This is a genomic window from Lagierella sp., from assembly GCF_029983815.1.
In the GTDB taxonomy this organism is placed as follows: domain Bacteria; phylum Bacillota; class Clostridia; order Tissierellales; family Peptoniphilaceae; genus Mediannikoviicoccus.
Window position 1 is genome coordinate 1 of record NZ_JASBYU010000014.1, and the last position, 14,132, is coordinate 14,132.

The window sequence follows — 14,132 nt, forward strand, 5'->3', positions numbered from 1 at the left end:
AATGATAGATTAAATATTGTACTAGATTAATTTACACAATATTATGGACTTGACACTAAAACCTATTAATTATATGTAATTTTTCTCCTGTGCTCCATTTAAACTGTTGCACTATCAAAGTAATAAAGTTAAATTTAAATTGCAAATATATATTAGGTCCTGTTTTAGTGCTCGATTTTCACTTTGAAAAAATCATTTTTTACTTGTAAATCATAGTTTTACATTTTAATCAAGCACCAACACTCTTTAAGCAACAACCTCTCTTAGTCGAGTGCTTGATGCTTTACATTTGTTGAGTGACTGGTGCTTGAATGTTTTAAAAAATTTGCAGTTTACTTTCTACTAGTCTTATTGTCTGTTAGAATTCTTCTTTTACGTCGAATTTGTATTCTTTACTTTTGTTGCCGGAAACCACTTCAGTTTTAAACTCAAGCTTTCCATCATCATATTCTAAATCCCATTTTTTGGCAAGCATGTTTTTCGCATCAAACTCAGTGGCAAAGTCATCCAAAGCCTTATTTAGCATCTGGTCAATCCTATCGAGATACTGCTGGTCAATAGGGTTTACTTCGTCATCTTCGTTTTCTGTCTTAACTTTTGTTTCGCCATTTACGGCATTTAGTTCCAATGAATGTTCGTTGTTTCCTTCCCTTCCTACGACTTCGTATTGGTACCTGTCGTCATTTTCATAGGATAGTTTGGTGATTTCCCCTTGGGGAAATTGTTCTTTGAACATTGATATAGCATCGTTTACACCATATTGTTCATCGTGTTGCTCTGCTGCATCATTTGTCTGTGATGATGTCTCTTCCGCTGTTTCTTCTGTGGTACTTTCTTTTGTTTCCTCTGCATCCGTAGGCATGGTCTCTGATGGACCAAGTGTTTCCGTTGGATGGGTTGGTTGGGCTTCGTTTTCTCCCGGCTTATTTCCCTGATCACATCCAACTAATAGTAGCGACCCAATCATTAAAGTACCTAATAATAATTTTTTCATATTATCGCCTCCTTAATTGGATTATAGTATATGTCTATTGAGTATTTTTTATGATTGATTAGTTAGAAGCGTCTGTTGCTTCTGTTGTTTCTGTTGCTTCTGTGTCTACACTTTCTTCAGTTGTAGTTGTAGGATCATTTCCGTCTGTTTCAGCTGGTGTGTCAGCCTTGTCACATCCTACTAATAGTACTGATCCGATTAATAGTGCACCTAATAATAATTTTTTCATTTTTTACCTCCATAATTTTAATTTTTAAATTTAATTATCTAAATGGACTAATCCACTAGATTCTCTTTTAAATAGTCAATGATATCGCTTGATTCATACATTGGTTTGCCATCAATAAATAGACATGGAACTTGGTTTTTACCGCCTTCTTCCACCAATCTATTCTTGTTGGCTTCATCTTTTACAATATCTTTGATTTCAATCTTATCCTTTAGGTTATACTTGTCGATAAATCTCATTACCTTTTGGCAATAAGGACAAGATTCCTTTATGAATAATTCTAATTTATCCACAAACGCCAACCTCCTCCCTAAAATTGATTCTTTTATAGTATACCCTCATCATTTTCATCTAAACAGATGGTACAAAAACTTCCTTAAAAATTAGGTAAATTTTAAAAAAATGTAACTTTTAAGACAAAGGTGTCTACAAAGATTGACATTATTTTAAATAAGTCCTGCTTTTTATAGGATTTTGTCAAGATTGTTATAAAATTTCAATAAAAGGCTTCTAGGTTTAAATATAATATATAGATATGTACAATTTGTTAAAAGTCTCATAGAATAGAGTTGATAAGTATTTTATATTCTAGGAGTGACAAATGAAAGTAGAAAAATTATTAGAACAAATTTCCTATATTGAACTGTTCGGCTCTAAACATAGGAACTTTAACCATATAACTTTGGACTCTCGCCTTGCAAAGGAGGAAAGTCTTTTTGTTGCAATCAAGGGTTTTAAGACGGACGGTCATAAATATATCGATATGGCAATTGAACAGGGCTGTAAGATTATCGTCCATAGCGAAGATGTGGACAAGGTTTCTGGGGTCTCCTATATAGAGGTAAAGGATTCTAGAAGTGCCTTGGCGGAGATTTCAAAGGCCTTTTATAATAATCCTTCGGGCAATATGACGGTTGTCGGTATAACTGGAACCAACGGTAAGACTACAACTACCTTTATGTTGGAAAGCATCTTAAACCACGCCAAGATAAAAACCGCTTCTATCGGCTCCCTTGGTCTTAAAAGGGAAGATGGGGTTATAAATTTTGGAAAGACTACACCTGAGGCAAATATTTTACAGGACACTTTTTCAAAGCTATGTGAGGATGACTATAGGGCTGTGGTGATGGAGGTTTCTTCCCATGCCTTGGAGCTTAAGAGAGTTGAAGGAGTAGACTTTGACTACGGCGCCTTTACAAATCTAACATATGAACACTTGGAACTTCATGGTAGCATGGAAAATTATTATAACACTAAGAAAAAGCTCTTCTTTATGACAAAGAGGGAAAATTTTATAAATGTGGATGACCAATATGGCAAAAGGTTATATGAGGAGCTTAAGGAAAATTATGTTCCCGTTATCTCCTATGGGATGAGCGAAGGTTGTGAAATTGTCGGTGAAATCAGGGAGATGAACATTGACCATTCCACTTTTATATATAGAGAAGGCGATAAGGAAATAGAACTAACTTTGCCAATGGCGGGAAAATATAATATCTATAACGCCCTTTGTGCTGTGGCCATTGCCATTAGGATGGGAGTGCCTATTGGCGATATTAAAGAGGGACTTAGGAACTTTGAGACTCCTGAAGGACGATATGAAGTTGTGGAAAATGACAAGAACCTCAATCTGATTATCGACTTTGCACACACCAGCGACGGAATGAGAAGTATCATCTCTTCGGTAAAGGAAAGCTTTGATAAGAACTGTATTGTGGTATTTGGAGTTAGCGGAGCGAGAACTCCTGAAACCCAGGAGGAAATCGGACGAGTTGTGGGAGAAAATGCAGACTACTCCATCATTACCATGGATGATGAGGTGGAGATGCCTATAGGGGAAGTCTCCAAAAATATTATACGTGGTATGGAAGAATCCAAGGGAAAATACGAATATATTGAAGATAGACCTAGGGCGATTCAAAAAGCCATTGAAATGGCGACAGAGGATGATGTAATCCTGTTTTTAGGCAAGGGCAACGAGAAGTTTATAAAAAGACTTGAAGGAAAAAAAGATGATTACGATGAAAAAAGAGAAGTTTTAAAGGCCCTTAAGAAAATAAGAGACTAGCTTTTCTTGATCAGTCAAAAATTGAATACTGAAACAAAAATAAGGGAAGTTGATTAACTCATTGCGTTAACAACTTCCCTTAGCTGTGGCTACACCAACATTCGCTTTTAGGTTCTATCACTCTTATCAGATCCTTCCTATTCTATATTTTTAAAAATTGTCTTAAACCCTCTGTTATCTGTAATAACTCTAGGATTATATATTAAAAACCGACCATCAACTACTATCTGCCAGAATACACCTTCTCATATAGAGCTTGACATCTCAAGCTGAATAAATAGGATATATTCCTTTTTAAATTTTAGTTGGGTAACCATCAAATGTGATTATCGGTTTGTATTATATAGATACCCGAAATAAAAAAACTAAACATAAAAGAGGGATTTTAAGTGAAAGTAAAGAGGAGGTGTTACGAAATTTTAATAAATTTCGATAAAATTTTAAATTAAGATTTTTTCTTTCCTATTCTTAAAGAGGGAGGCCTAAGGACACGTTTCGTAATGTTTCCTAACGGCCTCCCTCTTTAAAATCTCCCTCCCCCTTACCCTTCCAACGATTTAGGGGCTAACGCCGCCCCTAAACACCCCGCGGAATAAGGGGTAGGAAAGCTGTTGGCTTTCCTATAACCTTTTAATAGTATTATTCAAAATCTAGCAAACTTTGGAAAACTAAATTTAAAAGTTTTACATTCTCTTTCAAAATAAGGGAAGGGACTTGGGAACCTATTTGATGGTTCCCTTTCCCTTCCCTTTAAATCCCAACCCTTTGCCCCTCCATAAATTCAGGGACTGGCCGTCCCTGAAAACCCTGCTTAAAAAGATGTAGGAAAGCTGTTGGCTTTCCTTCAAAACTCCGTAGTTGGGCACTCAATTAACCAAAATTAAAGTTTTAAGAGTAATGGTAAAATTAATTAATATTTTTTATTTTGGAAAATAAAATTGTATTATGAACGAAAATAGACATTCAAAATATGAGTTACAAAATCTGAAAGAAATCCCACAGATTTCTTTCCCTATTTACAGCTAGGTTTTTCGAGCACTCAATTTTAAAATACCAATATTCTAGTATTCATGTTCTATATGTATTAACCTAGTTTTTAAATAGCTATGGATTGAGTGCTTGACAAATCCTGAATCGTTGGAGGTTTCCCGCACTCAGCCTAGAATAGAAAAAGTTAGTTATTTCTATTCTTTGTCTGTTCTACTGCAAAATAATAACAGTTATATGGAGCTGAGTGCCCGATTAAAAAAAGGTTGATTTTTCTCTCACATCTCACCTCTCACTTCCCACTTCTCAATAATTGAGTGCTCGGTTGCAAGCAAAATTTATCGAAATTTATCAAATTTCGCCAACACCTTGTCGGTAGGCAAGAAAAAAGCGCTCATCTTTGAGCGCTCTACAAATTAATCTAATATATACAATTTTACCGTTCTTACTCCCCAATTGTAGCATTCGCTTACTGAGTTCATATGAACGTCAATTTTATTTCCTTTTATTGCTCCGCCTGTATCTCCGGCAACTGCATATCCATATCCTTCTACATACACTCTTGTTCCTAGTGGTATAACTCTTCTATCTACCGCTATTACTTTAGAGTTTTGTCTAAGGTCTATTCCTGATGCTGTTCTCCAGGAAAGTCCTGGTTCGTTCATTGAATATGCTGTAGCTTTTACTGTCATAACCTTCTTGTAGCTGAAGTTTTGATCAGAGTTTGTGTTATTATCTTGTGAACCTGCTGATTCTACTTCTTTAGGTTTGTCTTTTTCTACTTCTTTGTCTGAGATAAAGCTATTTGCAACGTAGGCTGTAGAATTATTATATGAAATTCTCAACCAGTCCCCTACTACATATCCTGAAATCTTTTCGCCTTTGTTCAATACTCCAAGAACTTTTGAGTTTGTACCAGGTTGTTGTCTAACATTTAGGTTTGACTTAACCCAACCTGTTCTTGCAACTTCTTTAACTATTTTGTCTACTACATTTCCTTCTAAGTCCTTGATTGGCATTTCAACTCCTGTAGTGTTTAAAACTTTTTCTACAAAGTTTTTGATGAATGAAGTTGAGATGTTTCCAGTTGATACTGAGTAGATGTTTTTAATATTAAGTCCCTTAACTTTTTCTGATGCACTGATATTGTTAACCAATAGCATTGGAGAGTCTAGGTTTGAGCTTAATCCTGTTGCTAGGATTGCATCTGCATAGTTTCTTCCATTTGCTATAACCACATCTTCAAAGCTTCCAAATCTCTTTAGAAGTTCAAGGGATGTTTCATATCTATCATGACCTTTGATTGTATTTTCAGATATCTTGGATTTATCTTTTCCAGCTATTTCATATACCTTTTCTTTTGTCACTTGTGGGATTGAACTTTCTCCACCTACAAAATATATTTCTGAATCTTTATTTTCTTCTAAGTACTTTTGAGTAGATTCTGGAACTTCTTCTCCATTTGTAAGAAGAATATTCATATCATTTTTAACTGCATAGGCTGTTGCTGAAAGCGAATCGGCAAGAGCTTCTCCGTCAGTAATGATGATATTCCTTTTAGAATCCAATTTTGATGCGATTTCTACAGCTGTATCAAATCTACTAAATCCACTGATTCTTCCTTTGAAGTTGGCAATTCCCTTTAAAAGTTCATCAGAAATGGCCTTATCTCCACCAATCGCATATACATTCTTTGCTTTTTTAATTGTGTTCATTGACTCTTCTGAAAGCTTTCCGTCTTCTGTTAGGACTATAGCTCCCTTGTTTTCTCCTGCTAATACGCCTCCGGAGATTCCGTCAACTATTTTTTCTGCACTTAAGATATATACATTTTCTAGGGCTTCAGTACTATTAGCTATTTTTGCAGAAGTTTCGGATAAAGTCTTTGAGTTTACACTAAATACATTTAATCCTGAATTAGCTAAAGTTGTAGTCATTGGACTAAATGCAATTGCAGCAGCCAATAAACCTGAAGCAACTTTTGTTTTAATATTCAAAATAACACTCCTTAATTGTTTGTAACTATTTTGTAACCTTTTTTGTTACGTGATAATTTTAGCCCATGGCCAAACCCATGTCAACAATTCAAGGAGTAATGACATTAAAACTGGTATTTTGCATGGTTTTTCCCACTTGTGTCATACAAATATTAATAAATTGTAACACTTTTTGTAACCTTTTGGCTTAATTTTTAAAGGTTACAAAAGGGTTACAGAATTATTACAAAATTATTACGAAATTTATTACTTTCTTGTAACATTTCTAGACTTTAATTCGGTTTCTACTTGGAAAATGTAGCGATTTAGCACTTTTTCCAGACTTAGAAAGAAAGTATTTGTTAAATAAGTTAACAGATTATCGTAGTCATTGACTTGATGAAGTGTTACTTTTGTCTTGTTTTCATCAATTTTTTCAAATCTTATGTCAAAAATTCCACTGATTATTTTGTTGTTCATCTGGATTTTAAAATAGTTCATTGGATCTGACTCCAAGACTTCATACTTTGTTACCATATCATTTAAATTTGTCTCTTCGAAGGTGTTTTCCCCTGTAGGCTCAAAGTTTACAACTTCATTTCTCCACCTATAATCCTGTCTATTTGTAAATATCTCCCACACCTGCTCTATGGGATAGTTCAATGTCTTTTCAACTTTTGCTTCACTTTTCATTTTGAATCAGCTCTCTTTTCTCCTCTATTATATCCTCTAATTTTTCCAAGTAGTCCCTCATATTCATAAAGTTTCTATGATTTATAAAACGGTTATTTCCTTTTAAAAACTTAGAACTAGAACCCATTCCAACACCTATAATATCCTGCAATTCTTCCATCATGTAAATATTGTACTTGCAAATTTTATCAGGCTTACTAAATCCTATATTTTCTAAATTACCCAAAATCCTCTTTTGTCTATAGAGATAATAAGGAACATAACCTTCACTTTTGCCAAATTCTAAGGCTCTTTCCATCATCTTCTCTGCCTCAAGATATTCTTTTTGCAAATTGTCATTGTCCTGTAAAAGTTTAGATCCCTTTTTAAGGGCAAGGGCATGAACCGTCAAATTATCGGGACTAAGGCTTTTTATGACTTCAAGAGTTTTATTAAAGTCATCAAGATCTTCCTTAGGTAGGCCAATGATTAAATCCATATTTATACTGTCAAAGTCTAAGTTTCTAGCCTCTTCATACATCCTTATAAGGTTTGAGTTATCCTGTCTTCTTCCTATCTCCAAAAGTGTATTAGGCTTGAAACTTTGAGGATTTAAAGAAATTCTTGTAACCTTATTATCCTTTAAAATCTTTAATTTTTCCAAAGAAAGGGAGTCTTCCCTTCCTGCTTCAACGGTAAATTCCTCTATTTCTTCAAGGTCAAAGATTTTATTGACACCTTCTAATAAAAATCTTAAATCCTCCGCCTTTAAAGACGTAGGAGTTCCCCCTCCTATATATATAGTAGAAAGTTTCCTTCCTTCTAAACTCTTTTTTAATTGGCCTATCTCCTTTAACATACTTTTGATGTAGGGTTTTACAATTCCACCATTTTTCTCAAGAATAAGAGTAGAGTAGGAACAATAGGAACACCTACCAGTACAAAAAGGAATATTAATATACAAACTGTAGCTATTTTTTGTGATTTTTTCTCTGATATCACCTTGAGTATTTGATATGTCTAAAATAAGCTTTGCCTTTTCTGGACTTAATAGCATTTTATTTTCAAGATAGTCCAAAGACAGTTCCCTCGACCTTGTTTCCAAAAGAGCAGTTGCAACCTTAACCGGTCTAATTCCAGTTAAGATGCCCCAAGGAGAAGACTTATTAAAGAAGGCTTTAAAAAAACTAACCAACTCATACTTTAAAACCATCTTAAAAGAAATAAAAGAATCCAAATTGAAACTTTCCACTTCCCTATGATTTTCATAGAAGCTTTCTCCATTAACAAAGTATTTTATTTTAATTCCATTAGAAGTATCAATAATCAATCCATCATCAGAAATAGAATCCAAAAATACAATTTCATCAGAAGGAAGAAAGATTGATAGAGTTTCATAAACTTCCAGTCTATAACGTTGATCAAATAAATAAATGTTCATCCTTCACCAACCTTTAGTAACTTATGTTAGAAAACACCCACGGAATAAGGGGTAGGAAAGCTGCCTGCTTTCCTTTAAAAATGTATAGGTCGATAACCTATTTAAAAATTTTAATAAAGCTTAGTCAATATAAATTCAAAATACGAATTAAAAAACTTGAAAGAAATCCCACAGATTTCTTTCCCTATTTTAAGCAGGGTGTTCAGGGACGGCGAGTCCCTGAATTTATGGAGGGGCAAAGGGTTGGGATTTAAAGGGAAGGGAAAGGGAACCATCAAATAGGTTCCCAAGTCCCTTCCCTTTATTTTGAAAAGAACATAAAAATTTTAAATTGAACTTATCGAAATTTATTAAATTTCGCCAACCTCTTGCCAGGTAGGCAAAAAACAAGCTCCATTATGCCTCCCTCTTTAAGGATGTAAAAGAACATATTTATATAAGAATAATTTTTCAAAGTTTACCAAGCAAAACTTTTAATATAAACCCCTGCCGGTAGGCAAGAAGGTTAAAAGGAAGCATTAGCTTCATTTTCATCAATCTCTATATACTCCCCTGGCTCTAAATCTTCTGGCAACTCTAATTTTCCCATTTTCACTCTTTCTAGCTCCAACACTTCGTTGTCCACTTTTTCAAACATACGCTTCACTTGATGGAATTTTCCTTCTGTTATGGTTATATAACAATTTCTTGTATCTATTATCTCCAATGTGGCAGGTTTTGTAATTATGTCTTCTGGCAATAGTTTTATGCCTTCTTCAAACGCCTTCTTGTACTTTTCTTCTTCTATGTCGTTTAGAAGTTTTACTTTATAGGTCTTTTTTACTTCATTTTTAGGTGAAGTAAGTTTATGGTTTAGGTTTCCATCGTTTGTTAAAAGCAGTAGTCCAGTGCTGTCTTTGTCCAACCTTCCTACTGGTGCAGGGTTAAAGTTTCGGTGGTAATCTTCCAATAAATCCACTACGGTTTCATCGAAAAAATCCTCTGTGGCTGAAACCACATCTTTAGGCTTATTCATAAGCAAGTAGATAAACTCTTTATATTCTACTACTTCTCCCAAATAGGTCACCTTATCTTTTTCGGTGTCAACAATTCTTCCAGAGTTTTTCTCCTCTTCTCCATTTACCATGATTGCACCCTTCTTGGCCGACTTCTTTATCTCCGACCTGGTTGCAAAACCCATATTTCCAATTAATTTGTCTAATCTTATTCTCATTAAATCACCTAATGTTACTATCTTATTTTTCGTTGGCTTTTTCTACAGAAACCCTAGCTCCCTTAATATGTTTATTGTTTAAATTCTTCACCACTCTTGGTGCAACTTTCGAGTCCACATTTACAAAGGAAAAGTCATCGAATATGTCTATCTGTCCTACCTCTTTTGAACTGATTTTTCCTTCGTTACAAAGGGCTGCTAGGATATGCTTATGGGAAACTCCCTTTTTCTTACCTGTACTTATAAAAAGCCTTGTAAAGTTTTTTAACTTAGCTCCCCTTTGTCCCTTTGTCTTTCCTCTATTGTTTCTAAAGTCTCTTCTTTCTCTTTTTTCTCTTACCTTTTCAAAGCGAGGTCTCTTATTGTTGTCAATCGAGTCAATCTCTCTGTATTTAAAGGACTTTTGTTCATTTAAAAACAGTTTTAGAACTGCTGCCCCTATGTGGTTTGGCAAGTAGTCCTCTTCTTCTAATAATGATAGGAATTTTAATTCCTTTTCAAAGTTCTTTTCATTTAATAAAACCCTTATCTTTTCCAAGAGTTTAGAGCTTCTATTCTTCTCCATCTCCTTTATGGTTGGGATGGATTTTTTATCTATTTTTGTCTTGGTATATTTTTCTATTTCCCTTAGACTTCCATAGTCCCTGGATGTAACAAAGGAAATGGCTGTACCAAATCGTCCTGCCCTTGCCGTTCTACCTATTCTATGGACATAGTATTCATTGTCTTGGGGCATGTCATAGTTTACTACCAAGTCCACATCGTCCACGTCGATTCCCCTAGCTGCCACATCAGTGGCAACAAGAATGTCTATGGTGGAATTTCTAAACTTGTCCATGACCTTATCCCTTTGATTTTGTTTCAAATCACCATGTAAGCCATCGGCAAAGTAACCTCTAGACTGCAGTTCTTGGGTCAATTCATCGACCTTTTTCTTAGTATTGCAAAATACCACGGTCAGTTTTGGGTTGTCAATGTCCAAAATCCTAGAAAGAGTCTCTGTCTTTATATCGTTTCTAAGCTCAATGTAGACCTGTTTTACCTTAGGGACTGTAAGTTCTTTATTTACGACTCTAACGACTTCTGGATTCCTTTGATATTTTTTTGCAAAGTCCATTATCTCCTTTGCCATTGTTGCAGAGAAGAACAGGGACTGTCTTTCTTCAGGAACATCTTGCAAGATGAGTTCAATGTCGTCTCTAAAACCCATGTCAAACATTTCATCTGCTTCATCTAGGACAAAGAATTTCAAATTTGATAGCTCCAAGGAACCCCTTCTCATATGATCCATAACCCTTCCAGGTGTACCTATCACTATCTGTATTCCATTTTTCAAACCTCGAAGCTGCCTTTCAATAGGCTGTCCACCATAGATAGGCATTACCTTTAAGCCTTCTTTATACTTTGACAAGGTGGATATCTCTTCAGATACTTGGATACACAGCTCCCTTGTAGGGCATAGCACCAAGGCCTGAACCTTTCTAAAGCTTGGGTCCACCTTCTCGATTATAGGAATTCCAAAGGCTGCAGTCTTTCCAGTTCCCGTTTGAGCTTGGCCGATTACATCCTTTCCTTCCATAAGTAGTGGAATGGAATTCTTTTGTATTGGGGTGAACTCCTCAAAACCCATGTCTGAAACTGCGTCTAAAATCTCTTTAGATAGTTTCATATCCTTTATTTTTTCTTCTGTCATCTTACCCTCCAAATAGGTTATGTTGTTGTTAATTCATTGTTTTTGAAATATGTTAATGGGAAATTAAACTATAGACCGATAGGTTGTTATTAAAAGATTAGAATTGCGTTTTTTGAATCTTTGTAGCTAAAAATCTGTCTCTTAACTCTAAAGCTTTTTGAGGGTAGTCTGTGATTACTCCCTCAAGATTTTGTTCAAAACAGTATAGTAAATCCTTGTCTCTATTCACTGTCCAAACTCGAATTTTCTTCTTTATATTCTTAATAAACTCCGAATCTCTAATGCTAAAGCCCAAGCTTGAATGGACTCCAGAGATGATATTGTTCTTTTCGATATTTAAAATTTTTCTACGATTTTCCTTTACATCCTTTACAAGCCAATACTTTTCGTTTTGTGGGTCATACCTATTTATCTTAAATAGAGATCTTAGGTCAAACCCAGAATAGACTATTTCAAAGGGACGAGGTCTTTCCTTTACAATCTGTGCCAACCTCTTTTCCACACCCTTGTGAAAGAACTTGTTGGTCTTTATCTCGATATTTAAAAGGCCCTTGAAATCCAGTTCCTCTAGTAAGTTTAAAACCTCTCTAATGGTAGGTATCTTTTCACCTTTAAACTCTTTTGAAAATTTCACTCCGGCATCGTACTGGCGGATTTGTTCAAGGGTCATCTTTTCTACTTCTCCCCTGCCTGTGGTCGTCCTATTTATCTTCGGGTCGTGTATGACTACAATTTCCTTATCCCTTGTCTGTCTAATATCCAACTCTATACCTTCTGCGCCAACTCTAACCGCCTCTCTAAAGGCTGCTAAAGTATTTTCCGGTCGATTTCCTCGACTACCTCTATGTGCAATTACTAAGGTCATCTCTTACCACCTTCACATCCTTGTATATGATCATCTATTATCCCAATCGCCTGTAAATAGGAGTACACAATTGTCGGCCCAACAAAGGTAAACCCTCTACTTTTCATATCCTTAGAAATCTTCTTTGACAATTCACTTTCAGAAGGCATCTCCTCCTGGATTTTCCAATTTGACTGGATTTGTTTACCGTCAGTGAAGGACCAAATATAGTTGTAGAAGCTGCCAAATTCTTCTTGCACCTTTAAAAAGGCCTTGGCATTTTCTATGGACGACTTAATCTTTCTCTTATTTCTAACAATTTCTTTGTTCTCAACTAGTCTATTATAATCTTTTTCTGAAAAACTAGCCACTTTTTTAGGATCAAAGCCCTGGTAGGCTTTTTGATATCCAGTTCTCTTCTTTAATATAGTGTCCCAACTAAGACCTGCCTGAGCCGTCTCCAGTACGAGCATTTCAAAAAGATAATTTTCATCCCTAGATATCTTACCCCATTCATTGTCATGGTAGTCCTTTAACTCCTTCGAACCCAGTGCCCAAGGGCAAATTTTTCCTTCACTTTCCAAAGTGATTCACCTCATTGTCCATGTATTACCCTATCTGTTATAATAACACTTAATGGAAGAAAGGAGAAATCCTCTATGAATTTTAGACCGTCTTTTACCTATTATATAATTATTAATATCGTAGCTTTCTTAGCATATGGATATGATAAGCTTGCAGCAAAGACAGATCAATGGCGGCTCAGCGAAAAAAACCTACTTTTGTTGGCTTTAATTGGCGGATTTGCTGGATGTATGGCCGGAAGAGCCGTGTTTCATCATAAGACGTTGAAAAGAGAGTTTGCCATTGTAAATATCATTTCAGCTTTGATACACATTTGGATTATTGGTTCTTATATTATCAATTAGTATTTTAATAAATTGAAGGAGGTATTTTCTTGGATACAGAATCAAATAGAAGAAAGGGAATTATCTTTATGGTAATATCCTGCGTATGGTTTGCAGTTATGCAAATTTTAGTAAAACTTACTGGAGGTACAATCCCTCTTTTTGAACAGGTTTTCTTTAGAAACTTAGTTACACTGATGCTCTGCGGATACCTATGCTATAAGAATGGAGACAGTTTTTTTGGAAAAAAAGAAAATCAAATAAAATTGATAGGTCGTTCTCTACTGGGATATCTGGGAGTTGTGACCTATTTTTATGCAATCAACCATTTGGACTCTGCCGATGCGACAATACTTCAAAAGAGTTCACCAATCTTTGTAATTATCTTTGCAGCCCTCTTTTTAAAAGAAAAGCTTACAAGCCTTAAAATTATAAACCTCATTCTATGCTTTATAGGTACCATGTTCGTTGTAAGACCTCAGTTTAATATGGACCTTGTTCCAGCATTAAGTGGAGTTACATCAGCAGCCTTTGCTGGAGGTGCCTACACGATTTTATCCCATTTAAACAAGACGGAAAAGCCAAACACTATCATCTTTTACTTTTCCCTTTTCTCATGTGTGGTTTCACTGCCACTAATGATTATGAACTTCGTTAAGCCAACAGCAATGGAGTTGCTATTGCTACTAGGAATAGGAGTTTTTGCAGGACTGGGACAGATTTTTCTAACCCTATCATATAGATTTGGAGAAGCATCTGAAGTTAGTATATTTAACTACTCGACAGTAGTTTTTACGACGATTCTAGGCTTTGTGCTATTTAGAGAAGTTATAAGCCCCTTCTCACTTGTAGGTATAATATTGATATTTGGATCATCATATTATCAGTATTTGCAAGCAAGAAGGTATGGGGGAAAGGAACGCTAACACTTCCTTTTAATCCTTAGTATTGCTTGCAACCGCCGAGCACTCATGTTTGAGTGCTTGGTAAACCCTGCTTAAAAAGCAGAAGGAAAGCCGTTGGCTTTCCTATAACCTTTTATATTTGTATTTGGAATTTTTCTTGCAATCGAGCACTCATGTTTGAGTGCTTGGTAATTTAAGTTTT

At 35.3% G+C, this 14,132-nt stretch carries 13 protein-coding genes; 3 read left to right on the forward strand and 10 right to left on the reverse strand.

Annotation, left to right across the window (positions count from 1 at the left end; all coding sequences use genetic code 11):
- Positions 1-358: 358 nt before the first annotated feature.
- The 3 genes from Q1K37_RS06320 to Q1K37_RS06330 are packed head-to-tail and all read right to left on the reverse strand — an operon-like array spanning position 359 to position 1,516.
- A complete protein-coding gene (locus tag Q1K37_RS06320) occupies positions 359-994 on the reverse strand; it encodes a PepSY domain-containing protein (RefSeq protein WP_300410570.1) in 636 nt (211 codons plus the stop codon).
- 58 nt (positions 995-1,052) lie between these two features.
- Positions 1,053-1,223 carry a hypothetical protein gene (locus Q1K37_RS06325; protein WP_300410571.1) on the reverse strand — a complete coding sequence of 57 codons (171 nt, stop codon included), beginning with the start codon at positions 1,221-1,223 and terminating at the stop codon, positions 1,053-1,055.
- A 47-nt stretch (positions 1,224-1,270) separates the two neighbouring features.
- On the reverse strand, positions 1,271-1,516 hold the full coding sequence (locus tag Q1K37_RS06330; RefSeq protein ID WP_300410573.1) for a glutaredoxin: 246 nt from the start codon (positions 1,514-1,516) through the stop codon (positions 1,271-1,273).
- 308 nt (positions 1,517-1,824) lie between these two features.
- On the opposite strand from Q1K37_RS06330, the gene Q1K37_RS06335 reads away from it, so the two are divergent.
- Positions 1,825-3,291: a UDP-N-acetylmuramoyl-L-alanyl-D-glutamate--2,6-diaminopimelate ligase gene (locus Q1K37_RS06335; protein WP_300410574.1), complete on the forward strand. Its 1,467-nt coding sequence runs from the start codon at positions 1,825-1,827 to the stop codon at positions 3,289-3,291.
- A gap of 1,403 nt (positions 3,292-4,694) precedes the next feature.
- On the opposite strand, the gene Q1K37_RS06340 is transcribed toward Q1K37_RS06335, so the two are convergent.
- The 7 genes from Q1K37_RS06340 to Q1K37_RS06370 form a co-directional block, all read right to left on the reverse strand.
- Entirely contained in the window at positions 4,695-6,275 is a 1,581-nt protein-coding gene (locus tag Q1K37_RS06340) for a cell wall-binding repeat-containing protein (protein WP_300410576.1), read from the reverse strand.
- A 246-nt stretch (positions 6,276-6,521) separates the two neighbouring features.
- Positions 6,522-6,947, reverse strand: a complete 426-nt coding sequence (locus Q1K37_RS06345) for an SRPBCC family protein (protein WP_300410578.1) — start codon at positions 6,945-6,947, stop codon at positions 6,522-6,524.
- Positions 6,937-8,367 (reverse strand): coproporphyrinogen dehydrogenase HemZ, encoded by a 1,431-nt coding sequence (gene hemZ, locus Q1K37_RS06350; protein WP_300410580.1) that lies wholly within the window; start codon positions 8,365-8,367, stop codon positions 6,937-6,939. Before hemZ ends, Q1K37_RS06345 begins: the two co-directional genes overlap by 11 nt.
- Before the next feature lie 505 nt (positions 8,368-8,872).
- The gene (locus tag Q1K37_RS06355; protein ID WP_300410582.1) at positions 8,873-9,580 is read right to left on the reverse strand and encodes a pseudouridine synthase; all 708 of its coding nucleotides are present in this window, start codon (positions 9,578-9,580) and stop codon (positions 8,873-8,875) included.
- Positions 9,581-9,602: 22 nt separating this feature from the next.
- Positions 9,603-11,273 carry a DEAD/DEAH box helicase gene (locus Q1K37_RS06360; RefSeq protein WP_300410584.1) on the reverse strand — a complete coding sequence of 557 codons (1,671 nt, stop codon included), beginning with the start codon at positions 11,271-11,273 and terminating at the stop codon, positions 9,603-9,605.
- Positions 11,274-11,370: 97 nt separating this feature from the next.
- On the reverse strand, positions 11,371-12,138 hold the full coding sequence (locus Q1K37_RS06365; RefSeq protein ID WP_300410586.1) for a glycerophosphodiester phosphodiesterase family protein: 768 nt from the start codon (positions 12,136-12,138) through the stop codon (positions 11,371-11,373).
- The gene (locus tag Q1K37_RS06370) at positions 12,135-12,701 is read right to left on the reverse strand and encodes a DNA-3-methyladenine glycosylase I (RefSeq protein WP_300410587.1); all 567 of its coding nucleotides are present in this window, start codon (positions 12,699-12,701) and stop codon (positions 12,135-12,137) included. The genes Q1K37_RS06365 and Q1K37_RS06370 overlap by 4 nt, the downstream gene beginning before the upstream one ends.
- Positions 12,702-12,776: 75 nt before the next feature.
- Between Q1K37_RS06370 and Q1K37_RS06375 the strand changes: the two genes are divergently transcribed.
- Entirely contained in the window at positions 12,777-13,046 is a 270-nt protein-coding gene (locus Q1K37_RS06375; RefSeq protein WP_300410588.1) for a DUF1294 domain-containing protein, read from the forward strand.
- 29 nt (positions 13,047-13,075) lie between these two features.
- Positions 13,076-13,951, forward strand: coding sequence for a DMT family transporter (locus Q1K37_RS06380; RefSeq protein WP_300410589.1), 876 nt, complete (start codon positions 13,076-13,078; stop codon positions 13,949-13,951).
- Positions 13,952-14,132: the final 181 nt, after the last annotated feature.

What these genes read in the sequence shown, in the direction of transcription:
- Q1K37_RS06320 (WP_300410570.1), bottom strand. Translation starts at nt 994, where the DNA reads ATGAAAAAATTATTATTAGGTACTTTAATGATTGGGTCGCTACTATTA.
- Q1K37_RS06325 (WP_300410571.1), bottom strand. Translation starts at nt 1,223, where the DNA reads ATGAAAAAATTATTATTAGGTGCACTATTAATCGGATCAGTACTATTA.
- Q1K37_RS06335 (WP_300410574.1), top strand. Translation starts at nt 1,825, where the DNA reads ATGAAAGTAGAAAAATTATTAGAACAAATTTCCTATATTGAACTGTTC.
- Q1K37_RS06345 (WP_300410578.1), bottom strand. Translation starts at nt 6,947, where the DNA reads ATGAAAAGTGAAGCAAAAGTTGAAAAGACATTGAACTATCCCATAGAG.
- hemZ (WP_300410580.1), bottom strand. Translation starts at nt 8,367, where the DNA reads ATGAACATTTATTTATTTGATCAACGTTATAGACTGGAAGTTTATGAA.
- Q1K37_RS06355 (WP_300410582.1), bottom strand. Translation starts at nt 9,580, where the DNA reads ATGAGAATAAGATTAGACAAATTAATTGGAAATATGGGTTTTGCAACC.
- Q1K37_RS06360 (WP_300410584.1), bottom strand. Translation starts at nt 11,273, where the DNA reads ATGACAGAAGAAAAAATAAAGGATATGAAACTATCTAAAGAGATTTTA.
- Q1K37_RS06365 (WP_300410586.1), bottom strand. Translation starts at nt 12,138, where the DNA reads ATGACCTTAGTAATTGCACATAGAGGTAGTCGAGGAAATCGACCGGAA.
- Q1K37_RS06375 (WP_300410588.1), top strand. Translation starts at nt 12,777, where the DNA reads ATGAATTTTAGACCGTCTTTTACCTATTATATAATTATTAATATCGTA.